Origin of the sequence: Pectobacterium artocarpous (genome assembly GCF_046159765.1) — a bacterium.
In the GTDB taxonomy this organism is placed as follows: domain Bacteria; phylum Pseudomonadota; class Gammaproteobacteria; order Enterobacterales; family Enterobacteriaceae; genus Pectobacterium.
The window spans coordinates 90,944-114,819 of sequence record NZ_JBJXVK010000001.1; the positions used below are offsets into that span (position 1 = coordinate 90,944).

General features: G+C 52.9%; 18 protein-coding genes. 6 read left to right on the forward strand and 12 right to left on the reverse strand.

What is annotated here, in order from left to right; all coding sequences use genetic code 11:
- The first annotated feature begins 157 nt into the window (after window positions 1-157).
- Window positions 158-901 carry an orotidine-5'-phosphate decarboxylase gene (gene pyrF, locus ACKQAD_RS00415; protein WP_409158314.1) on the forward strand — a complete coding sequence of 248 codons (744 nt, stop codon included), beginning with the start codon at window positions 158-160 and terminating at the stop codon, window positions 899-901.
- Window positions 898-1,233 (forward strand): stress response translation initiation inhibitor YciH, encoded by a 336-nt coding sequence (gene yciH / locus ACKQAD_RS00420; protein WP_409158315.1) that lies wholly within the window; start codon window positions 898-900, stop codon window positions 1,231-1,233. Before pyrF ends, yciH begins: the two co-directional genes overlap by 4 nt.
- 65 nt (window positions 1,234-1,298) lie before the next feature.
- On the opposite strand, the gene osmB is transcribed toward yciH, so the two are convergent.
- Window positions 1,299-1,511: an osmotically-inducible lipoprotein OsmB gene (osmB, locus tag ACKQAD_RS00425; protein ID WP_409158316.1), complete on the reverse strand. Its 213-nt coding sequence runs from the start codon at window positions 1,509-1,511 to the stop codon at window positions 1,299-1,301.
- A gap of 334 nt (window positions 1,512-1,845) precedes the next feature.
- Between osmB and araD the strand changes: the two genes are divergently transcribed.
- Complete coding sequence (gene araD, locus ACKQAD_RS00430; protein ID WP_409158317.1) at window positions 1,846-2,541, forward strand: L-ribulose-5-phosphate 4-epimerase; 696 nt, start codon at window positions 1,846-1,848, stop codon at window positions 2,539-2,541.
- A gap of 152 nt (window positions 2,542-2,693) precedes the next feature.
- Here araD and ACKQAD_RS00435 read toward each other — a convergent pair whose 3' ends face one another.
- The 4 genes from ACKQAD_RS00435 to ACKQAD_RS00450 all read right to left on the reverse strand — a co-directional run bounded on the left by ACKQAD_RS00435 (window position 2,694) and on the right by ACKQAD_RS00450 (window position 10,542).
- The gene (locus tag ACKQAD_RS00435) at window positions 2,694-4,757 is read right to left on the reverse strand and encodes a carbon starvation CstA family protein (protein ID WP_409158318.1); all 2,064 of its coding nucleotides are present in this window, start codon (window positions 4,755-4,757) and stop codon (window positions 2,694-2,696) included.
- A 235-nt stretch (window positions 4,758-4,992) separates the two neighbouring features.
- Window positions 4,993-5,910, reverse strand: a complete 918-nt coding sequence (locus ACKQAD_RS00440) for an aldo/keto reductase (RefSeq protein WP_409158319.1) — start codon at window positions 5,908-5,910, stop codon at window positions 4,993-4,995.
- A 161-nt stretch (window positions 5,911-6,071) separates the two neighbouring features.
- A complete protein-coding gene (locus tag ACKQAD_RS00445; protein WP_409158320.1) occupies window positions 6,072-8,006 on the reverse strand; it encodes an exoribonuclease II in 1,935 nt (644 codons plus the stop codon).
- 223 nt (window positions 8,007-8,229) lie between these two features.
- Window positions 8,230-10,542 (reverse strand): FdhF/YdeP family oxidoreductase, encoded by a 2,313-nt coding sequence (locus ACKQAD_RS00450; RefSeq protein ID WP_409158321.1) that lies wholly within the window; start codon window positions 10,540-10,542, stop codon window positions 8,230-8,232.
- Between the two features lie 372 nt (window positions 10,543-10,914).
- Here ACKQAD_RS00450 and ACKQAD_RS00455 point away from each other — a divergent pair, with 372 nt between their 5' ends.
- The 3 genes from ACKQAD_RS00455 to ACKQAD_RS00465 all read left to right on the forward strand — a co-directional run bounded on the left by ACKQAD_RS00455 (window position 10,915) and on the right by ACKQAD_RS00465 (window position 16,180).
- Window positions 10,915-11,817 (forward strand): LysR family transcriptional regulator, encoded by a 903-nt coding sequence (locus tag ACKQAD_RS00455; protein WP_409158322.1) that lies wholly within the window; start codon window positions 10,915-10,917, stop codon window positions 11,815-11,817.
- Between the two features lie 397 nt (window positions 11,818-12,214).
- Window positions 12,215-15,091 carry a flavocytochrome c gene (locus ACKQAD_RS00460; RefSeq protein ID WP_409158323.1) on the forward strand — a complete coding sequence of 959 codons (2,877 nt, stop codon included), beginning with the start codon at window positions 12,215-12,217 and terminating at the stop codon, window positions 15,089-15,091.
- A gap of 117 nt (window positions 15,092-15,208) precedes the next feature.
- Entirely contained in the window at window positions 15,209-16,180 is a 972-nt protein-coding gene (locus ACKQAD_RS00465; RefSeq protein ID WP_409158324.1) for an FAD:protein FMN transferase, read from the forward strand.
- 88 nt (window positions 16,181-16,268) lie between these two features.
- Here ACKQAD_RS00465 and ACKQAD_RS00470 read toward each other — a convergent pair whose 3' ends face one another.
- From ACKQAD_RS00470 to sapA, 7 genes are all read right to left on the reverse strand, one after another.
- Window positions 16,269-16,823, reverse strand: a complete 555-nt coding sequence (locus ACKQAD_RS00470) for an inclusion body family protein (RefSeq protein ID WP_409158325.1) — start codon at window positions 16,821-16,823, stop codon at window positions 16,269-16,271.
- 545 nt (window positions 16,824-17,368) lie between these two features.
- On the reverse strand, window positions 17,369-18,157 hold the full coding sequence (fabI, locus tag ACKQAD_RS00475; protein WP_409158326.1) for an enoyl-ACP reductase FabI: 789 nt from the start codon (window positions 18,155-18,157) through the stop codon (window positions 17,369-17,371).
- Window positions 18,158-18,366: 209 nt separating this feature from the next.
- Complete coding sequence (gene sapF, locus ACKQAD_RS00480) at window positions 18,367-19,182, reverse strand: putrescine export ABC transporter ATP-binding protein SapF (RefSeq protein WP_409158327.1); 816 nt, start codon at window positions 19,180-19,182, stop codon at window positions 18,367-18,369.
- Window positions 19,182-20,174: a putrescine export ABC transporter ATP-binding protein SapD gene (sapD, locus tag ACKQAD_RS00485; protein WP_409158328.1), complete on the reverse strand. Its 993-nt coding sequence runs from the start codon at window positions 20,172-20,174 to the stop codon at window positions 19,182-19,184. The genes sapF and sapD overlap by 1 nt, the downstream gene beginning before the upstream one ends.
- 16 nt (window positions 20,175-20,190) lie before the next feature.
- A complete protein-coding gene (gene sapC, locus ACKQAD_RS00490; RefSeq protein WP_409158329.1) occupies window positions 20,191-21,081 on the reverse strand; it encodes a putrescine export ABC transporter permease SapC in 891 nt (296 codons plus the stop codon).
- Window positions 21,068-22,033: a putrescine export ABC transporter permease SapB gene (gene sapB, locus ACKQAD_RS00495; RefSeq protein ID WP_409158330.1), complete on the reverse strand. Its 966-nt coding sequence runs from the start codon at window positions 22,031-22,033 to the stop codon at window positions 21,068-21,070. The genes sapC and sapB overlap by 14 nt, the downstream gene beginning before the upstream one ends.
- Window positions 22,030-23,718, reverse strand: a complete 1,689-nt coding sequence (gene sapA / locus ACKQAD_RS00500) for an ABC transporter substrate-binding protein SapA (protein ID WP_409158441.1) — start codon at window positions 23,716-23,718, stop codon at window positions 22,030-22,032. Before sapA ends, sapB begins: the two co-directional genes overlap by 4 nt.
- Between the last annotated feature and the right edge of the window lie 158 nt (window positions 23,719-23,876).

Consider the following 23,876-nt stretch of genomic DNA (forward strand, 5'->3'; position numbering starts at 1 on the left):
ATCAATGCCATTTAGTTACAACATACTAATTATTGCATAGGATTTCCGTTCCAGGCAGCCATCTTAAATGACATTGGTCTACAGGTGGCTGGGATTTCAAGGGCGGGGCATGTAGAATGCGGCGGGAATTTTGGCTTCGCAAGAGACTGGGTGACGAATGAAAAACGAGAATCTACAGCAAAACAATCAAACGGTATCCTCCCCGATTGTGGTCGCGTTGGACTATGCCAGTCAGCAAGCGGCGTTGTCGTTTGTTGACCGTATCGATCCGCAGGATTGCCGTTTGAAGGTAGGCAAAGAGATGTTTACCTTGTTCGGCCCACAGTTCGTGCAGACGTTACAACAGCGCGGCTTTGATGTATTTCTCGATCTGAAATTCCACGATATCCCGAACACTGTCGCTCACGCCGTTGCGGCAGCGGCCGATCTTGGCGTGTGGATGGTGAATGTCCACGCCAGCGGTGGTTCGCGCATGATGGTGGCGGCGAAAGAGGCGCTGCTGCCGTTTGGTAAAGAGGCTCCGTTGCTGATTGCCGTGACCGTGCTAACCAGCATGGACGAAGACGAACTGCGTGGGCTTGGCATTACCGTCAGCCCGGCTGAGCAGGCGGAAAGGCTAGCGGTGTTAACGCATAACAGCGGGCTGGATGGCGTGGTGTGTTCCGCACATGAAGCTCAGCGGTTGAAACAGGTATGCGGCCAGGCATTTAAGCTGGTCACGCCAGGAATTCGCCCCGCAGGCAGCGATGTTGGCGATCAGCGCCGCATCATGACGCCGGTTCAGGCACAGCAGGCTGGCGTAGATTATATGGTGATTGGCCGTCCGATCACCCAATCGGCGGACCCCGCACAGACGCTGCGAGAGATTCGCGCCTCACTGTTAAACGGCGTTGCCTCATGAACATACGTCGTGACGAGAATAGCCAACTGGTTTACTCCACGGAAACCGGGCGTATTAAGCCGGAAGAAGAAAAGATCGTTCGGCCAAAAGGTGATGGCATCGTGCGTATTCAGCGTCAGACGAGCGGGCGCAAAGGGAAGGGCGTATGCCTGATTAGCGGTCTCGACCTGGATGATGCCGAGCTGAATAAGCTGGCGGCAGAGTTAAAGAAAAAATGCGGCTGCGGCGGTTCAGTGAAAGACGGCGTGATCGAAATCCAGGGAGATAAACGCGATCTGCTAAAACAGCTTCTGGAAGCGAAAGGCATGAAAGTTAAGCTGGCTGGCGGCTAAAGCATAGTGTAGAGATAGATAAAAGCAGCAGGTTTACTCCCGTGAACCTGCTGCTCACAAATTCGTTAGTCGACCTGACGGCCAATCAGCCCGCCGATAGCTGCACCGCCCAGTGTTCCTAATGTTCCGCCATTCGTTAAGATAGCGCCGCCTACCGCACCGGCCCCGGCACCAATCGCGGTATTACGGTCACGTTTAGACATATTTGAACAGCCCGCAAGCGTTACAGCAAGCGTAATTGCCAGAGCGGCTGTTGCAAAACGTTTGTTTAATTTCATCTTTTTCCCCTTCTGCTCTTGGCCTCACGTTTCTTGTGAGGAAATATCGAACAACGTGCTTTTTACGGTATTAAATAAAGAAACCGAACCTTTTACCGTATGATGACAAGTATAATCATCGGAAAAAACGACAACAGGTAAAAACTCTTAATTCCCCTGCGTTATGTTAACGATAGCAACAATTGATATGCCTGGCTGTTTTTTGCGCAATTCTGAGGTGTGTCTCTTTCTTTTTTCCATAGCAGAACACCGCTAGGTCTTTAGCGATTTAGCCCATAGCGACCCGCTCGTCAGGCCGCGAAAATGGTGTCATCGCGCCGATGGGAGGCTGAATATGTTAGAAACGCTAAAAAAACAGGTGTTGGAAGCCAATTTGGCCTTGCCGCAGCACAATTTGGTGACGTTTACCTGGGGGAATGTCAGCGCGGTGGATCGGCAAAGCGGCCTGCTGGTGATCAAACCTTCTGGTGTGGAATATTCAGCCATGACGCTGGAGGATATGGTTGTCGTTGAGCTGAAAAGCGGTAAGGTAGTAGAAGGCACGAAGAAGCCGTCCTCAGATACTGATACCCACCGTGTACTGTATCTGGCGTTTGCCGATATTGGTGGTATTGTGCATACCCATTCTCGCCATGCCACGATCTGGGCTCAGGCCGGTAAAGATATCCCCGCCTGGGGAACGACGCACGCAGACTACTTTTATGGTCCTATTCCCTGTACACGCCTGATGACGGATGAGGAAATTAACGGACGCTATGAGTGGGAGACCGGGCAAGTGATCGCCGAAACGTTCCGCCAGCGTGGTATTTCTCCGGTAGATGTCCCTGCTGTATTGGTTAACTCGCACGGCCCCTTTGCGTGGGGGAAAGATGCAGACAACGCAGTACATAACGCCGTTGTTCTGGAAGAACTCGCCTATATGGGGATTTTCTCGCGCCAGCTAGCGCCTCAGTTGGGTGAGATGCAGCAAACACTGTTGGATAAACACTACTTACGCAAGCACGGCAAGAACGCGTATTACGGACAATAAACCGCAGTGCTTCCTTGCACTTTCTATGTCATCGACATAGTGCCGCCAATGCGGCGCGATCGTTATTGATTGCGCTGCTGTCCTCGTTGCTGAATGGCTTGCCATAAAAAATCCCTCCGCGAAGGAGGGATTAAAGAAGACGTGACGACGGTTTAAGGCTGCACGCCGTCCCGTAATACTATCGGTGTCTCTTTTGCCGTTGGTATATCGCTGTTTAACGCACGGCGAATGACGAAGAACGCGGAAATTAGCATCGTCACCGCGACCAGCATGAAGAATCCGCACAGAGCGGCATTGATCTGGTTACTGAAGACGATGGTTTCCATGTCTTTAATCGATTTGGCCGGTGCGATCAACGTGTTTTGCTCAATACCTGCCGCGAAGCGTTTCGCTTGTGCCAGAAAACCGATGCTGGGTTTTTCGTGGAAGATTTTTTGCCAGCCCGCCGTCATCGACGTAATAAACAGCCAAACGGTAGGGACGATAGTTACCCACGCATAGCGCTGTTTCTTCATTTTAAACAGCACCACGGTGCCGAGAATTAACGCCATCGAGGCCAGCATCTGGTTACCGATGCCGAACAGTGGCCAAAGCGTGTTGATCCCGCCCAGCGGATCGATGACACCCTGATACACGAAGAATCCCCAGCCGGCAACGGCGACGGTTGTTCCGGCCAGATTGCCCAGCCAGGAGTGGCTGTTAGCCAGTCTGGGAATCGCAATACCGACCAGGTCCTGCACCATGAAGCGGCAGGCGCGCGTTCCGGCATCTACTGCGGTCAGAATGAACAGGGCTTCAAACAGAATTGCGAAGTGATACCAGAATGCCATCATCGCCCGACTATTAAAGATCTCGGTGATGATGTAGGCCATGCCCACCGCGAAGGTTGGCGCACCACCGGCTCGGGAAAGAATAGAGGCTTCACCCACGTCATTGGCAATCGTACTCAATTCCTGTGGGCTAATCACAAATCCCCAGCTATTGATAGCCTGCGATGCGCTCTCAACCGTGGTGCCGATCAGTGCGGCGGGTGAGTTCATGGCAAAGTAGATGCCCGGTTCGATAACCGAGGCACAAATCAGCGCCATAATCGCCACGAAGGATTCCATCAGCATGGCGCCATAGCCGATGAAGCGAACATGGCTTTCACGTTCAACCAGCTTCGGGGTGGTGCCGCTGGAAACCAGTGCGTGGAAGCCGGAAATCGCGCCGCAGGCGATGGTGATAAACAGGAAGGGGAACAGCGTTCCGGAGAAGACCGGGCCGGAGCCGTCAATAAAACGAGAAACGGCAGGCATTTTCATTTCCGGCATCGCGAATACAATACCGAAGGCCAGCCCGACAATGACCCCGATTTTCAGGAACGTAGAGAGATAATCACGCGGTGCCAGCAGCAGCCAGACGGGCAGGACTGACGCCACGAAGCCGTAGATCACCAGTACCCAGGTGAGTGACGTGCCTTTCAGCGTGAAGAACGGCCCCCAGTAAGGGTGTACGGCGATGTTGCCGCCATAGACAATCGCCAGCATCATTAGCACAAAGCCGATGATGGACACTTCCGCGATTTTGCCCGGACGTAAAAAGCGCATGTAAACGCCCATGAAGAGCGCGATAGGGATGGTGGCGGCAATCGTGAACAATCCCCACGGGCTCTCTGCCAGCGCTTTAACGACGACCAGCGCCAGCGCCGAGAGAATGATGATCATCACGCCCAGCGCACCGAGCATCGTGATAATACCCGCGAACGTACCCAGTTCCTGTTTTGCCATCTCACCCAGAGAACGACCGTCCCGGCGGGTGGAGATAAACAGCACCAGGAAATCCTGCACGGCACCCGCCAGCATCACGCCGACCAAAATCCAGATCGTACCGGGCAGAAAGCCCATTTGTGCGGCGAGAATCGGTCCGACCAGCGGCCCGGCTCCGGCGATGGCGGCGAAGTGGTGGCCGAACAGTACCCATTTATTGGTGGGTACGTAATCCAGACCGTCGTTATGACGCTCTGCCGGTGTCAGCCGGCGATCGTCGAGCTCAAACACTTTTTTGGCAATGAACAGGCTGTAAAACCGATAGGCGATGCTGTAACACGACACAGCCGCGACGACTAGCCACACGGCATTGACGTGTTCACCGCGGCTTAGCGCCAGCGTGGCGAACGAAAAGGCGCCCGCTAGGCCAACGAGCAGCCAGATCACAATGCTCTTTACGTTACTCATAACAACGGCTCCTTCGTTATTTATAAAGGGTGTAGCGCAGATGTTAATGCAATTTAACAATAGTGGGTTTAGTGGCGAAGAGAAGCGGATGGATGAGAAAATGTGAGTGAAGGTGAATTTTTGTAAAAAAATTAAAGACCAAACAAGGGCTAACGTGCAAATTCGCTAGAAAATACGGCGATAAAATAAAGCTGCCCTGCCGGGAGAAATTCAGTGGATGGCAGGGCCAGTGCGTTTACGGTAAGACGTTTCCGGCGGCACGGTAAATTTCGTACCACTCTTCCCGGCTAAGCGACAGGGTAGACGCTGCCGCGATATCACGGATACGTTCCGGGTTCATGGTGCCGATAATCACCTGCATTGCGGCAGGGTGACGCAAGATCCACGCGGTGGCGATCGCGGTATTGGTGACGCGATGCTGCTCGGCGAGGCGATCAAGGGTGGCGTTCAGCTTGGGGAATTTCTCGTTATCGAGGAAAACACCCTCAAAAAAGCCGTACTGGAAGGGGGACCAGGCCTGAATAGTCATGGTATTCAAACGGCTGTATTCCAGAATGGTGCCATCGTGATTCACCGATGCCGAATTCGTCATATTCACGTTAAAACCCGCATCAATCATGCCTGTGTGCATGATACTGAACTGCAATTGGTTGGCGATAAGCGGCTGGCGCACGGATTTTTTCAGCAGCGCAATCTGCAACGGGTTCTGATTACTGACGCCAAAGTGGCGTACTTTCCCGCTGCTTTCCAGCTCATCGAAGGCGGCGGCCACTTCATCGGGTTCAAACAGCGTGTCCGGACGGTGCAGCAGGAGCGTATCAAGATAGTCGGTTTTTAAACGCTGTAGGCTGCCTTCAACGGAGGCGATAATATGTGCTTTAGAGAAATCAAAGAATCCCTTACGAATGCCGCATTTGGATTGCAGAAAAATCGTGTCCCGACGGATGGATGTCTTCTGTAACGCGGCGGCGAAAATCTCTTCCGAAAAACCTGAGCCATAGATATCGGCATGATCGAAGAAATCGATGCCAGCGTCGATGGAGGTATTGAGGATATCGACCGCTTCATTCGTGCTTTTCTTCGCCATTCGCATACAGCCCAGCGCAATGTTGGAAGCCTGTATCGTGGATGTACCGATTGCCATTTTCTTCATCGGGAACACTCCTGTTATGGGTGAGCACGCCCGTCGTCTATTGCTCTCAACACGTGTCAGGCGTGGCCATGTCGTTGATAAATCATGTCGCGAAATAACGATGATGACGCGCGGGCCAGTTCACGATGAATGCCCGCGCGGAGCTGCTAGTCGGCGGTGTATTATGCGGCCGGTTTTGCCACGATGCTGCGGGTTTCCAGACGCACTTCCGCGATGACGACGTCCAGCGTATCCCCCTGACGATAAACGACATCGCCTTTCACGGCGAGCGTGCCCATTTCCTGACTGCACACCAGCTCATCGCGCACGGCGTGGATAAAGGAGGACGGGATAAACGCTACCGCGCCGTTATCCAGCAGGCGGACTCGCAGACCGCCGCGTGTGACATCAATGATTTCCGCGTTGAAGCGCACATCGGTACCCGCTTTGTCGCTGAGGTAGCGAGCATACAGCCAGTCGCCGACATCACGCTCGGCCATACGGTTAAGGCGACGGCGTTCCGCCAACTGTACAGTAACGTCGTCCTGCGGTTTTTCCGCAGCCTGTCCGGTGATCACGGCTTTCAGCAAGCGGTGATTCACCATATCGCCGTATTTACGGATAGGGGATGTCCAGGTGGCATAGGCCTCCAGTCCCAGACCAAAATGCGGCCCCGGCGTGGTGCTGACTTCGGCGAAAGACTGGAAGCGACGAATACGGCTATCCAGGAACGGTGTCGGCTGGGCATCCAACTCGCGACGCAGCTTACAGAATCCTTCCAGCGTCAACAGCGCCTGCGCGTCGGCCTGAATGCCGTGGGTGTCCAGAACGGCAACGGCCTGGTCAATTGATGCCGGATCGAAGCCGTTGTGGACGTTATAGATGCCAAAGCCCAGTTTATCGCGCAGCACAATGGCCGCACAAACGTTGGCGGCAATCATGGATTCTTCAACGATACGGTTGGCAATGCGGCGGTGTTCAACCACGATATCCAAGACGTCGCCTTTTTCACCCAGCAGGAAGCGGTAATCAGGACGATCTTTAAATACCAGCGCGTGGGCGGTGCGCCATTCGCTGCGCGCCAGACAGACGCGGTGCAGCAAACGGATTTGTTCAGCAATCGCGTCATCTTGCGGCTGCCATTCGCCTTGTTCTTCCAGCCAGTCAGAGACATCGTCATAGGCGAGCTTGGCTTTGGATTCGATCCAGGCGGCAAAGAAGTGAATATCGTCACCTAACGCACCGTCAGCGGCAATCGTCACGCGGCAGGCGAGGACAGGGCGGCGCTCGTTTGGGCGCAGGGAGCAGATATCATCGGACAGCGGGCGCGGCAGCATCGGGATGTTAAAGCCGGGCAGGTAGTTGGTGAAGGCACGCTGGCGTGCAATCTTGTCCAATTCGCTGCCCGCGTCGACATAGGCGGTTGGATCGGCGATAGCGATGGTTAATTGCAGCGAACCATCGCCGTTGTCCTGTACGTACAGCGCATCGTCCATATCTTCAGTGCTGGTGCTGTCGACAGTGACAAAGCTCAGCGCGGTCAGATCGTCGCGGACGAGTTCGCCGTCATGGCGTTCCGTTGCTTCAACGTCTGGCGCCACACGCTCCAGATTATGACGTGACAATGTCACCCACCACGGCACCAGCGGGTCATCGCCCGTGGTGATGTACTGCGTCAGTTCTGCATGAAAGCCACGGTCACCCTTCAGCGGATGACGTCGCATTTCTGCCACCGCCCAATCGCCTTCCTGAAAATTATGCGTCACATCACGCGCTGCACGGCAGGGAATGGCTTCTTTCAACAGGGGGTGGTCAGGCGTAATGGATAGACGATCGTCTTTTTTATGAATGCGCCCAACAAATCGGGTAAGGAAAGGTTCGATAAGCGTTTCTGGCTCGACAATCTCCCGCTCTTTTTCCGTATGCAAGGTGGCAGTAATCCGGTCACCGTGCATCACTTTTTTCATGTGCGGAGGGGGTATGAAATAGCTTTTTTGTCCGTCAGCTTCAAGAAAGCCAAATCCTTTATCGGTGCCTTTGACGACACCTTCAACACGCGGCGTCTGAGAGTGAAGTTGCTGTTTTAGCTGTGCAAGCAGCGGATTATCTTGAAACATAGCGTCCAGAAATACGGTTGTGAATGGCTCAATTAGCGGTTCACAGTTTTACTCGAATCGGGTGCTGGCGGCAAGAATAATCGGGGGAAGATGTGAGCGCAAAACGGCAGCAGGAGCACGCATCAATGCGAGTAAAGTGAACGCTGATTTTTAGTGGGTTACCTGCCGTGTACGTTATTTATTTCTCGACACGGCAGGCAGTCTACGTCTGGTAGACAGGTTCTTAGGCGATACGCAGCAGAGATTCCTCTTGCGTACTGCGCCGAACGCGAACCGGCACCGATTTAGAGGTTGGCGTGTGCGTTTCATCCCCGAAACTGGACAGTGGCACCAGCGGGTTGGTTTCCGGGTAATAGGCTGCCAGATTGCCGCGCGGAATGGCGTAACTCACCAGTTTGAAACCGTTGACGATGCGGGTGATGCCGTCATTCCATAACGTTTCGATATCAACCCGATCGCCATCTTCCAGCCCCAGTGCGCTGATGTCATCCGGGTGCATGAACAGCACTTCCCGTTGCCCATACACGCCGCGATAGCGATCGTCCAGTCCATAAATGGTGGTGTTGTACTGGTCGTGTGAACGCAGGGTTTGCAGGGTAAAAGGCACGTCGCTGCCTTGTAGCTGTGGGAACAGCGTATCGGGCAGCGCGGCATGGCTGAATTGCGCTTTCCCGTTGAGGGTATTGAAGTGCAGCTCGGCGGCGGCATTACCGAGATAGAATCCGCCCGGCAGGTCGCAGTTGGCATTGAAATCGGTAAAACCGGGAATCGTCGCGGCGATATGATCGCGGATGCGTGAATAATCATCTGCCAGCCCCAGCCAATCGAGCTTCTCATGGCCAAGAACCGCATTAGCAATGCCGGCGACAATCGCCGTTTCCGAGCGCTGCAATGGCGAAAGCGGCTGCCCGACGCCTTGTGACGCATGCACCATGCTGAAGGAGTCTTCGACGGTAATAAACTGCGGGCCGCTGGTCTGCATGTCGAGATCGGTACGGCCAAGCGTCGGCAGAATCAATGCATCGACTTTGCCGGTAATCAGATGACTGCGGTTGAGTTTGGTGCTGATATGCACGGTCAGATCGCAGCGGCTGAGCGCCTCTTCGGTACGCGCCGAATCCGGTGCGGCAGCGGCGAGGTTACCGCCCAGCGCGATGAGCACTTTGATCTCATCGCGTAACATGGCTTCCAGCGCTTCTACTGTGTTGTGGCCGGCGGCGTAAGGCGGTGTGAAATCATAATGCGTCGCCAGACGGTCGAGAAATGCCGCAGTCGGCTTTTCATCGATCCCCATGGTGCGGTTGCCCTGCACATTACTATGCCCGCGCACCGGACACAGCCCGGCACCCGGTTTCCCCAACTGCCCGAACAGCAGTTGCAGATTCACGATCTCCCGCACGGTGGCGACGGAGTGCTTATGCTGAGTAATTCCCATCGCCCAGGTGCAAATGACCCGCGGCGACTGCTGATAAATCGCCGCGACATAACGCAGTTGCGCTTCGTTCAGGCCGGACTGTTGTTCGATTTTCTGCCAGCTTGTCGCATCGACAACGGCCAGATACTCATCCACCTGTTGGGTGTGCGTGGACAGGAATTCCTGATCGAATAATCCCGCTTCCCCGACAGACAAACGCTGGCGATGTGTTTCCAGCAGCGCTTTTACCATGCCGCGCACGGCGGCCATATCGCCGCCCAGATTGGGTTGCAAGTAGGTTTCGCTGATGGTACCGGACAGCGGCGTGAGCAGTTCCAGCGGATTCTGAGGATTGGCAAAACGTTCCAGACCGCGCTCGCGTAGTGTATTAAATGAAACGATGTGCGCACCGCGCTCGGCGGCATGGCGTAGGCTGTGCAGCATGCGTGGGTGGTTGGTCCCGGGGTTCTGACCGAAGACGAAAATAGCGTCAGCGTGCTCGAAATCGTCCAGCCGGATAGTGCCTTTGCCCACGCCGATACTTTGCTTCAGACCAATACCGCTGGCCTCATGGCACATATTCGAGCAGTCAGGAAAATTGTTAGTGCCCAGCATGCGGCCAAAAAGTTGATACAGATAAGAGGCTTCATTACTGGCACGACCAGATGTGTAAAGCTCCGCCTGATTGGGGTGAGACATATTATTGATGTGGTGAGCGATCAGCGCAAACGCCGCATCCCAGTCGATGGGAACATAGCGGTCACTGGCGCGGTCATAGCGCATCGGATGGGTTAAGCGCCCCTGATATTCAAGGAAATAGTCGCTTTGCTGGCGTAGCGTTGTGACGCTGTGGGCGGCGAAGAAATCCAGACCGACCGCTTTGCGTGTCGCTTCCCAACTTACCGCTTTCGCGCCATTTTCACAGAAACTGAATGTGCTGCTGTTGTCATCACCCCAGGCGCAGCCGGGGCAGTCAAAACCTTTCGATTTATTGACCCGCAACAAATTTCGGATATTTTTCAGCGCTTGCTTGCTGTCGAGAACAAAACGCGTGGTGGCTTCCAAGGAGCCCCAGCCGCCAGCCGCGTTGCGGTATGGCTTGATGGATGGTTTGAATTTCATGACATGTTCCGCAGGTGAATAAACCCGTCATACTTCAAGCCGCAGGTGTGTTGGCTGCGTTACTCGGCACACTAACGTGTACCTCGCCCCGTTGGGGCCGCTGCAAGCAGCGTTCAAATCTGCCTCTGGCATATTTGTCGCTCACCCCAGTCACTTACTTGAGTAAGCTACTGGGGACTCGCTGCGTTGCTGCCAGCCTGAAACTCGAATTATTTAGGGTTTGTTTTTTTTATGTGAACAAAATTTTAAATATTTGCTCTTGAGGGAAGTTTAGGTGCGGTCGGCGATCCCGTCTAATCAAATGCGGCTATGGTGGGATAGAGGACATTTATCGATGGTATACTTATCGCTTACCCACTACAGAGTCTGACGATGGATATCAAGCAACTGCAATACTTGTGCAATCTGGAGAAAGAGCGCCATTTTGGCCGGGCCGCGGAAGCCAGTTTTGTCAGTCAACCAACGCTCTCCATGCGGTTGAAAAATCTGGAGCGAGAGCTGGATCTGCCGCTAATCAACCGGGGTAACAATTTTGAAGGCTTTACGGCCGAAGGCGAGCGCGTACTGGCCTGGGCTCGGGAGATCGTCTCGGTCTATCAAGGGCTGAAGCTGGAAGTCGCGTCGTTGAAGCGCGGCGTCAGCGGCGTGCTGCGCATCGGTGCGGTGCCGCAAAGCAGTATTGCGCTGTCGAGCCTGCTGGCGGCGGTAAACGAGGTTTACCCGCAGTTGGATTTTCAGATCTCGTTATTCAGTGCGGATCAACTGCTGGAAGCGCTGAATGCGCATTCGGTGGATGTCGGCATCGGCTTTTTTGAATTTTCGACGCTACAGGAACTGCACTTTCAGGCGTCGCCGTTGACGGAGCAGGGCATTGATCTGTTGTTCCATCCTCACCATTTCCCGCAGTTAGTCGGGGAAATGCCGCTGCCTCTCGCCGCGCTTTCCGACGTTCCGCTCTGTCTGGCGGAGGCCAGCCGCTATTTCCGTCGCTATCTGGATAGTCATTTCCGTGAAATGAGTGTCTCGCCGTGCGTCAAAGTGGAAAGCGCTTCCATCCTGCAACTGATCCAAAGCGTTTATGTCGGGCTTGGGTGCGGCATTGTGCCCCACGGCAGCCTCATCCCGGAAATGACGCCCGCGTTAGCGCTGCGGCCGCTGCAATTTCCGCCGATGCGCCGCCGTGCGGCTGTCGTTGTTGCACAGGCAGGCAAAGCGACGCCGTTGGCGCAGAACTTCTTTGATGCGGCACAGCAGTGGTTGCAAGCTCAGTCGTAAAGGCTTTTGTCCTGTAGCACCACTGATTGGCTGGCGTATAGTCGGCCAGTCACTCTCGCTATCCCGACGTTATTGCGCCTCGGTTTTTATTATTGCCGGGGCGTTTTTTTGTTATGCAGAACATCAATAATATCCGATTGGTTATTGCCAGGATAAATAAATGTTAACGAGGTAAATGGAATATTAAATATAAAAAAGAGTTGTGCTAATACCCTAATAAAAGCGGAACTAAAAAATAGTTTAAATAGTAAAAAAACGTTTTATAACGTTTAAAAAAATAGATACTTGGTAAGTAATAAGTTCGAAAATTATCAATCAAAAGAATTAATGATTAAAAAAGCATGGCTGATTTTTTTTCTTTTCGAACAAGATTTTTATTTTAAGTGGAGTATTCACTATGAAGAATAATCACCATGATTTATTTGCCGCTTTTACACTCCCCAACGGCGCAACGCTGAAAAACCGGGTATTGATGGCTCCCATGACCACTTGTAGTGGGTTTTACGATGGCAGCGTGACCAAAGAGCTGGTGGAGTATTATCAGGCCAGAGCTGGCAGCATTGGCACCGTGATTGTGGAATGCTGTTTTATTGATGACAAAGGGCTGGCTTTTCCCGGTGCGATAGGGATAGACAACGACGACAAAATTGCCGGACTGGCCAAAATCGCGACAGCGATTAAAGAAAAAGGCTCGACGGCGATTTTGCAAATTTATCACGGCGGCCGTATGGTCGAACCGCGTTTTATCGGTGGCGCGACGCCGGTTGCTCCGAGTGCCATTGCCGCGCCGCGCGCGGGTGCTATCGTTCCGGTTGCCTTATCGGGCGACGAGGTTGAAGCCATGATTGGCAAGTTTGGTGATGCCGTCCATCGTGCGATTCAGGCGGGTTTCGATGGGGTGGAAATTCATGGCGCGAACACCTACCTGATCCAACAGTTTTATTCTCCTCACTCTAATCGGCGCACAGATAAATGGGGCGGTAGCCGTGACAACCGTGCGGCATTTCCGCTGGCGGTGCTGAATATCACCCATGAGGTTGCGGATAAATACGCCGATCCTTCATTTATTATCGGTTATCGTTTTTCGCCGGAGGAAATCGAAGAACCGGGTATTCATTTTGACGATTCACTCTATCTGTTGGAAAAATTAGCGGCACGTGGGCTGGATTACGTTCACTTCTCTATGGGAAATACTTTGCGCTCGTCTATTGTCGAAACCAATGACCCGACGCCGCTGATTAAGAAATATGTTGCCCGCCGTTCCGCCACATTAGCGGCGATTCCGGTTATTGGCGTCGGGGATATTGTCAATCAGGCAGACGCCGACGCGGCACTGGAAAAGGGTTATGATCTGATTGCTGTTGGCAGAGCCTGTATTGCTTATCCCGACTGGACCGATCGTATTGCCGAGCAGGAAAAACTCGAACTTTATATTGCCAGCGATAAACGTGAAGCATTAATGATTCCTGAGCCGCTGTGGCGTTTTTCATTGGTTGAAGCCATGATTCGGGACGTGAATTTAAGCGGCAAAAAATTTAAATCCGGGGTTTATCAGGAACGTGTTCAGGATGAAAGTGGTGAGCTGAGCATTCATGTTCATTTTGAACAGAATCGGGTCGCCGATATCGCGCTGGGGAATAGTGAGATTGATGATTCACTGAAAATCAGTTTTGACATTATCCGCGAACGTATCCTGGATACCAACAGCCCACACGTTGATGCCGTAACGGGGGCAACGGCGCAAAGTGAAGCGATTAAAAAGGCTGTCACTAAGGCGATGGTGAAATCCAGCAAAGACGCGATTATTGCCGATGGCGGTAACCCTGACGCACGCCGCGAAGCGGATGTGGTGGTCATTGGTAGCGGTGGTGCCGGGCTGTCGGCGGCGATTCAGGCCAGCGAAGAGGGCGCGCGTGTTATTGTGATTGAAAAGATGCCAGTCATCGGCGGCAATACCATCAAGGCCTCTGCCGGTATGAACGCGGCGGGCACAGTCTTCCAGCAAAATAAAGGCATCGAAGACAGCCAAGCGCTGTTCTATGACGAAACGTTGAAAAGCGGCAAACAGAAGAACAATCCCGCGCTGGTGAAGTATTTTGTCGATCATGCGTCAGACGCGATTAACTGGCTGGCACAGCACGATATTGAGCTCAGCGATATCACCACCACGGGCGGCATGAGCGTGGACAGAACGCATCGGCCAGCCAACGGCGCGGCGGTAGGTGGCTATCTGGTCAGCGGGTTGATTAAAAATCTCAATAAATACAATATTGAGGTACTGCTGGAAACGGCGGTGACGGAAATTTTGCAGGAGAAGGGTAAAGTCACCGCTGTTCGGATCGTCAACGATGAACAGGAAGAGAACCTGATTGCGACCAAAGCGGTGATTGTCGCCACGGGGGGATTTAGTGCCAATCAGGCGATGGTGGTGTCATACCGCCCAGACCTGAAAGGCTTCGTCACCACCAACCACAAAGGGGCGACGGGCGGCGGGATTCATTTGCTGGAACAGATTGGTGCGGATACAGTGGACATGGGCGAAATTCAGACCCATCCGACGGTTGAACAGACGACGTCTTATCTGATCTCCGAATCCATTCGCGGCGGCGGAGCCATTCTGGTGTCACAGCGCGGGGAACGTTTCTTTAATGAGATGGAAACACGCGATAACGTCTCGTCAGCTATCGTGAATCTGCCTGAAGGCTATGCGTACATTCTGTTCGACGAACAGGTGAGAGACCGTAATCGGGCGGTTGAAGAGTATGTCGCGCAAGGATTGACTGTCAGTGCGGGCAGCATCGTGGAACTGGCCGACAAGCTCAATATGCCGTCGGCTGCGCTGCACGCCACGCTGGGACGCTACAATACCTTTATTGCCGATAAACACGATGAAGATTTTGGCCGTACTACGGGAATGCGCGATCCGCTGAATCAGGCGCCTTACTACGCCATTAAGGTGGCGCCAGGCGTACACCACACAATGGGTGGCATCACCATCAATGAGAAAGCGGAAGTGCTGAACCGCTATAAAGAGACGATCTCCGGGGCGTATGCCGCAGGAGAAGTGGTGGGCGGTATTCATGGCGCGAACCGCATTGGCGGTAATGCGGTGGCGGATATCATTATCTTCGGTATTCAGGCGGGCATTCAGGCGGCAGCCTATGCGCGGGTGCCGCGTTGTGCCGGGGCTTTTCCGGCGAAGGCGCGTAAGCCAAGGTTTGCGAAAGCTGAGGTGAGAACGGCTGAAAATCAGCCGATACGGGTAGAAGAATAAGGGCATAAGAGTCAGCCATAAAATAGTCGTGCTAATGGCGGGCGTCTGAAAGGACGCTCGTGATTTTCCAACCGTTTCCTCTCTGTATTATCGCCATCCGTTCATGGGAACTACCGTATGCCTTCTGTCGATAACGCGTATGTTTATTCCGTTAATCTGATGGGCAGCCCCATTCTGCTCAAACTGTTTGTTCATGATGAAACGGCCGTCAGGCAGGTTTTCCTGCGCATCAAGCAGCTTGAGGACGTGCTAACCGTTAACCGAGCGCAGTCGGAAGTGATGAGTATCAATCACGCGGCAGGTAAGGCGTATGTGCCGGTCAGTCCGGTTGTCTTTACGCTGATTAAGCGCGCTAAGGCGGTGAGTTTGATTGAAAATAGCTGTTTTAATGTAGCGATTGGCCCTGTCGTCAAATTATGGAAAATCGGTTTTAGCGGCAGCACGGTGCCTGATAGTGAATCGATACAACGGTCGCTGGCATTAACGCATCCCGAACGCATTATTCTCAGAGAGCAGGACTGCGCTGTGTTGCTGGAAAGCGAGGGAATGGAGATCGATCTGGGCGGGATTGCGAAAGGTTATATTGCGGATATCGTCCGGGATGTCCTGCATCAACATGCGATTCAGGATGCGTTGATCAATTTGGGGGGGAATGTGCTGGCTATCGGCAGCGCGCTGACGGATGAGCAAGGGCTGTGGAGCGTTGGGTTGCAGAGGCCTTTTGCGGATCGCGATAGCTTGCTTGGCATCATTAAGGTGAAGAACAAATCGGTAGTGACATCCGGCGTTTACGAACGCTTTTTTACCGTCGACGACCGCATTTATCACCATATTCTCGATCCCCGGACGGGTTATCCGCTGGATAATGAACTGCACAGTGTAACGGTGATCTCGAACGACTCTCTCGACGGTGATATCCATACCACGCTGCTTTATGGCATGGGCGTGAGCGCCGGCATTCACTTTCTACAAAACCGGCCGGACATAGAAGCTATTTTTGTGACAAAAGCACGAGAGATTATCTTTTCTTCTCAGCGACATCATACGTTTGACTTGCTGGATAAGGATTATTCAGTGACTCAGCATTAATGGTTACTAAAAAACACAAATAAATGACTAGATACATGACTAGCCATTTATTTGGCTTTATGTGTAATAATTAATAGTGATTTTTTATTTAATTAGATACGGTAATAGTTGGATCCCATTGGAAATAACCAAAGAGTTTTTGTTCCCCACCATCTGGACGATAGTATAATCCGAATTGGATTTGATAGTTTTCAGTCCCTTTCTGACTAATATCGGCCTGAATAAACCAATATGATTGGTCTGTATATGTTACTGGGAAAGGACCATTTTGTGTCGGTAACATGGATGTCTTCGTATACATTTTAAACGTTGTACCCGTAAATACATCTACACCACCGAACTTGGGTAAGCTATAAATCAACACGCTGGAATCAAAATTTGCATATTCTGATGTTCCGGTCCAGCGAATCACATCGCCCACATTGGCTTTTATGTTGAGATCGGCGGATGCTTGCCCTTTGAGAGCAGAAGCTGAGGAGACCACCATATAAGAATATTGGTGTGAAATACCTGTAGGTTTATTGGCGTCCTGACTCGGGTTTTTACCTGTAAAATCACGAATAATACTATCCGTGTCAATAACGACAATAATATTGATAATATTGTTACTGGACCTTAAGTTAGCTATATCATTGCTACTCATAATAACCTCGATTAAAAAATACATAGTAAATGGATTATTTGGATTAGCATCAAATAATTAGTGTGTGAACGTTCTTTCTACGATAAAACACAGCGCGACGAGTACGCAGATAAATAATAAATGATAATTTGTTTTTTTGTGATCTAATTGATTTTTTGACTATAATTTTCATTTCCTTGATTTTACGGGTTTTATTTTTAATAAATTTTTAGTTAATTAATCAATTGATTGTTATTCAAGGGTTTTTATTGGTGTGATATTTTTTTGATAAGTGATAAAACAATATAAAAAACCATTCTATTAAAGTATGGTGTTATTTTTTATGCATTACTGGATTCGTGGTGGTTTATTATTCTTAAGCGATTTTCTATTCGTGCATATTATTTGTGGGGGAATTAATTCAATTTAAATAAATTCTTGAGTTTTATATTAAGGAGGCGTTTACTGATGATCCACTCTTCTTTTGGGAATATGAGGAAATAAAAATGCGCCCTTACCCTTAGTTTAAGCGCGCATTTTTGGCAAAAAAACGTTTACAACGGCACTTATTTCAGTTCCAACTCGTTCATCGCGGCGATGCTGAAGCCGCCGTCAACGTGCAGGACTTCACCGGAGATACCGGCAGCCAGATCGGAACACAGGAACGCAGCAGAGTTGCCCACGTCTTCAATGGTAACGACGCGGCGAATTGGCGTAACGGCTTCGCAATGCGACAGCATTTTCTTGAAGTCTTTGATACCCGAAGCAGCCAGTGTACGAATCGGGCCCGCAGAGATAGCGTTAACGCGCACACCCTGAGCACCCATCGCGTTTGCCATGTAACGTACGTTCGCTTCCAGAGAGGCTTTTGCCAGACCCATCACGTTGTAGTTCGGGATGGCACGCTCAGCACCCAGGTAGGACAGGGTAACTAGCGCAGCGTTCGGATTGAGCATGTTACGGCAGGCTTTCGCCATCGCAACAAAGCTGTAAGAGCTGATATCGTGAGCGATATTGAAGCCTTCACGGGTAACGGCATCAACGTAGTCACCGTCCAACTGGTCGCCCGGTGCGTAAGCGATCGAGTGCACGAAGCCATCAAAGGTCGGCCATACGTTAGCCAGTTCGGTAAACAGTGCTTCGATGCTGGCATCTTCAGCGACATCACACGGCAGAACGATGCTGGAACCCAGTTCGCTGGCAAAGCCTTCAACGCGTGATTTTAATTTGTCGTTCTGATAAGTGAAGGCCAGTTCGGCACCTTCACGCTGCATTGCTTGTGCAATACCGTAGGCAATAGAACGGTTGCTGGCAACACCTGTTACCAGAATGCGCTTACCGGTAAGAAAACCCATAGCAGTAATCCTTGTGATCATTGTTGCTGCGATCGCCACTTTTGTGCATGTAAACATCAACGTGCCTGTAAACGTACGCGGCAAGTGACGACCGAGATGAATAAACCGCGCGATTCTACCATGTTGGGGACGGTAGCGGTACTCCGAGCAGTATCCTCTCTTTTCCACCATCCTGTGGTCAGAGGGAATGCCGTCGTCGCGCGCGGAGATTAACGTTGTGCGCCGTCGCGTCGCCAGGCGTCGGCGCTGAGCGCTTCGCCGAAGTGGCTGGCAATTAAACGTTTCGTCAGGTCATGTAGCGGGGCGGACAATACATCGGCGGTACTGCCGCGTTCGACCACTTCGCCAGCCTGCATCACCAGAATCTGGTCGCTGATGTGCTTCATCATGCCCAGATGCTGCGTTACGTAAATATAAGAGATACCGTGCTTTTCCTGTAACTCCAGCATCAAATTAATAATCTGTGACCGCATAGACATATCCAGCGACGCTAGCGCCTCATCGGCAACAATCACCTTCGGTTGCAGAATCAGCGCGCGAGCCAGACCGACGCGCTGTTTTTGCCCCGGCGCGAGCGCATGCGGGTAGTAATAGGCGTGGTCTGGACGTAACCCAACCTGATGCAAGACCTGATTAATCGCTTTTTCACGCGCTTCGGCGTTGAGGTCGGTATTTAGCCGCAGCGGGACATCTAGCAACTGCCCGATACGCTGGCGCGGATTGAGCGCATTACTTGCATCCTGAAAGATCATGCGGATGCGCTGACTACGATAGCGGTAATCGCCATAATGCAGTGGATGGTCGTCAATCACCAACTCGCCGGACGTCGGGGCGATCATGCCCGAGAGCATTTTAGCCAGCGTCGATTTCCCTGAACCGTTCTCGCCGATGATGGCGAGCGTTTGTCGTTCACGCAGTGTAAAGCTGACGGATTTCACCGCCTCAACATGCTGACGGCGGAACAGCCCGGTCCGATAGCGGAACGTCTTGGTCAGGTTGCGGGCTTCAAGCAGCATGTCAACCATCACGGCTCCTCCATGTTGAGCGGAAAGTGGCAGGCATATAAGTGGTTCTTAACGGAAAGCAATGGCGGCGTTTGCATACATTGTTTTTGTGAGTAAGGGCAGCGCGGGCCAAGTCGGCAGCCAATAGGCAGATGTTCTAATGATGGAATCGCGCCGGTCAGCGTGTTCAGCCGACTTTTGTGCGGCAGCGAACGTCCGAAATCGGGCATCGCACGAATCAGCGCCTGTGTGTAGGGATGGTGCGGCGCGGTGATCAAATCTTCACGGGTGGCACTTTCTACTGTTTGCCCGCAATAGAGCACGTTGATCCGGTCTGCCCATTTACTCATGGTTTGCAGGTCATGGCTGATGAGCAGAATCGTGGTGTTATTGTTTTGGTTCAGGCGCGACAGCAGGCGGAAAATCTGAGCCTGTGTGATGGATTCCATCGCGTTGGTTGGCTCATCGGCAATCAGTAGGCGTGGCTGATTCGCCAGCGCGATAGCAATCATCACTTTCTGGCACTCGCCGTCGCTCAGTTCATAGGGATAGCTGCCCATAATATCTTTATGATCTTTAATCCCGACGCGGTGCAGCAGTTCGATAGCACGGCGTTTACGCCAGTTCAACCGCTGCCACCAGCGGCCTTTGAACGTCCAGCCGGGAATCGCCTGCACCAGTTGCCTACCGATACTCTCAGATGGATCGAGACAGGATTGCGGTTCCTGAAAAATCATGGAGACGTTGTGGCCGACCAGCTTACGCCGCTCTCGCGGAGACAATTGCAGCAGGTCGATGTCATCGAAGCGGAAGCGGTCGGCGGTCACACGCCAGTTCTCTTTGGTGATCCCACAGATAGCTTTGGCGATCAGGCTTTTACCTGAGCCCGATTCGCCCACCAGCCCGCGAATCTCTCCTTCGCTCAGTGTCATGCTGACGCGGTCGACGGCTTTTACCGCGCCGTCGGCGGTTAGAAATTCAATCGTGAGGTTACGGATATCAAGTAATGGCATAGGGAGTCGTCGCCTCTTATTCCGTTTCCGCGACGAGCGCGCGGCGGATGCCGTCGCCCAGCAGGTTGACGATTAATACGCTCAGCGCGATAGCCGCGCCGGGCAGCATCACGGTCCACGGGGCGGCATAAACCAGCTCCAGCGAGTTGCCAAGCAGTGCGCCCCACTCGGTTGTCGGCAACTGGGCTCCCAAATCAAGAAAGCCCAGCGCGGCGATATCCAGAATGGCGACCGACAAGGCGCGGGTAAACTCAGAAACCAGCAGCGCGGCGATGTTGGGTAGCACGACATACCACACCAGATAAAACGTGGAAGCGCCGTCAAGGCGGGCGGCGATCACGTACTCTTTATCCATTTCAGCGTGTACGGCGCTGTAGATGGTACGTACCATGCGCGGCAGCAGCGCCAGCCAAACGGCGAGCATCGCATGTTCGAGCTTGGGGCCGATAAAGGCAATCACCACGATCGCCAGCAGCAGCGAGGGAATCGACAGCAGCGTATCGAGAATGTGGTTGAGCATCGCGGAGCGCAGCCCGCGGGTGACGCCAGCAAATACGCCCAGGATGATGCCGCATAGCGCGGCCGCATAGGTGACGATGAGTGATGCACCGACGGTCGGCGCTGCACCGCTCAGCAGACGGCTTAGCTGATCGCGCCCCAAATCGTCGGTGCCGAGAAAGAATGACACCTCACCGTAGTGAGACCAAGACGGGGGCAACAGCTGATAGCCCAAAAATTGCTGATCAACTTCATAAGGCGCAAGAAACTTGCCGAACAGGCACAGGCCGATCAGGATCAGAAAGCCGTACAGCCCAATCATCGCCAGCATATCCTGATGGAATGCCCGCCAGGTATCGCCCAGTCGGCTAGGCAGCCGTTTTTCGCTATAAACGTTATCGAAGGGCATACCATTCCTTGTGTTTCAAGGGATTTGCCATAGCACCCCAAATATCGGACAGGATGTTGACCGTGATGACCATTGCGCCGACTACCATTACGCCCGCAGAAATCGCGGCGAAATCCTGCTGGCGAATAGCGGTAACCAGCCAGCGGCCAATGCCCGGCCAGTTAAAGACCACTTCGGTAATCATCGTCAGTGTCAGCATCGTGGAAAATTGTAACCCCAGTTTGGGAATAATCGGTGGCAGCGCATTGTGAATCAGATGGCGGCGAATGATCGTAAAGCGCGACAGTCCGCGAGTTGCCGCCGCTTTAATGTAGTTTTTGCTGATAATTTCCGTGGTGCTGACGCGCATCAGGCGGATCACTTCGGTCGTCGGCCCAACGGCCAGCACGGTGATCGGCAGAATCAAGTGTCGGATGGCGCTGAGGATCATTTCACCACGATGGGGTGAATCTGACAGCCAGGCGTCAATCAAGGCAAATCCGGTCACGGTTTTCACCTGATAGAGCAGGTCGAAACGGCCTGAAACCGGTAGCCAGCCGAGGTGCAGCGAGAAGAAGAGCGTCAGCAGCAGCGCCAGCCAGAACACGGGCAGGGAAAAACCAATGAGCGCCAGCGTGCTGATCACAATGTCTGCGCCGCGGTTCCGCATCACACCAGCGGTAATGCCCAGCGGAATTCCAACCAGCAGCGAGAGCGCAAACGCCAGCAGACAAAGCTCGATCGTGGCCGGGAACACTTCTTTCAGCAATTCGCTGATGGCCTGTCCGTTAATGCTGGAACGGCCGAAATCTCCCTGAAGCAGGCTGGTGAGATAAAAGTGATAGGCATCAAACAGCGCCGCGCCGTTGAGCGGGGCGTTAGGCGTGTAGTAACTGAGGCTAAAGCCCACCAGCGTCAGTAGTGACAGTGTCACCATTAGTAACACCAGACGTCGCAAGGTAAAAATAATCACGGCTGTGCTTCCTCCACGGTTTCCGATGCAGAGGGTTTCTGCTGCGCCTGTTGATCCTCGCGGAAGACACCCGCGAACGAGGCATTGCCGAAGGGGCTTAATACCAGCCCTTTCATATCATAGCGGTAGGCCAGCAGTCGTAATGACGATGCCAGCGGCAGAACGGGTAACTGTTCTGCCAGAATACGCTGTGCCTGCTGATAATAGTCAATCCGTTTAGAGAGCTGTTGTGACGAGAGTGCGTTTTGCAGCACTTCATCAAAAGTAGGATCGCACCAGTGTGCGTAGTTACTCTGGGAACGAATCGCCGCGCAGCTTAACAGCGGTCGGAAAAAGCTGTCTGGGTCGTTACTGTCCGTTGCCCAGCCTGCCAGCGTTAAATCGTGGCTGAGTTCCATCAGTCGCGCTTCCTGAAAGCGGCCCTCCACCGGAACGATGGTCACGGTAACGCCAATTTGCGCCAGATCGGCTTGTATCAGCTCAGCCGTTTTCAGCGGGCTAGGGTTATAGGATTGCGAGGCGCTGGGCACCCACAGGTGCAGATTGAAGTTAGTCAGCCCCAAATCTTGTAAGATTTGCCGCGCTTTCTGCGGGTTGTATTCGGTTACCTGCGACTCATTGTCGTACGCCCATGACGCGCGGGGAAGAATTGACGCCGCGGTTTCCGCTGTACCGTAATAGATTGACTGCATCAGCCTGTCGTTATTGATCGCCAGCGCGATGGCTTCCCGCACGCGGCGATCGTCCAGCGGTGGTTTACGCACGTTTAAGGCCAAATAGGCAACGTTCATGCCAGGGCGCAGCGACAGACGCAGACGGGGATCGTTACGCAGAATCGTCAACTGGCTGGCCGCCGGATAGGCGAGCACATCACATTCGCCCGTCAGCAGCTTGGATAAGCGGCCCGTACCGCCGGAACCGAGATCGACAACCACCTGCTGCATACGTGGCAAACCGCGCCAATAATCGCCGTTACGCGTCAGTCGGATATATTGCCCGTTGCGGTATTCATTGAGCAGATAAGGGCCGGTGCCAACCGGTTCGCGATCCAGTCGCTCCTTTTTGTCCTCTTTTGCCAGATGTTCCGCGTATTCCGCGGACAGAATCGGCGCGTAGTGCGTGGCCAGATGCCAGAGGAAAGACGCATCCGGGCTGTTGAGGCGGATCTCAACGCTATACTCGCCTATTTTGCGAATATTTTGCACCGAATCGGCGAATTGCAGGCTGTCGAAATAGGGGTATTCGCCGCCGTTAACATCATGATACGGGTGCTTTTCGTCCAGCATGCGCTGGAAGCTGAATATCACATCATCGGCGTTCATATTGCGAGTGGGGCTGAACCAGGCGGTGTGCTGAAATGGCACATCGCGGCGTAGGTAAAAACGGTATGTCGAGCCGTTGTCCAGTACCTCCCAGCGCTGCGCCAGCTCTGGCATCAGACGATAGGTATAGGGGTCAACATCCAGCAGACGATCGTAAAGCTGCGCCGCCAGCGTATCAATCGTCACGCCGCTGCGTGCCATCTGCGGATTAAATGTGTTCAGGACATCATTGACGCAATAGACAAAACCGCTCTGGTGAATGCTTTCCAGCGGAGCAGGTGACGTTGGCACGGACGGCGATGCGGCCAGTGCAGGCAAAGTCAGCCAGGTAAATGCCAGTGCGAAACAGGTTTTTCCGAACATACGGGATTTTTCAGTCAATACGGTTATAGACAGAGTGTATCGCACTCTTGGCATCCTCCCCACTCTTGTTATGCGCGTCTGGCGACTTTCCAACCGCGTAAGGGACCAGATGAACGATTGAAAACGTCATAATGAATGCTATAGTTAAGTCATAATGA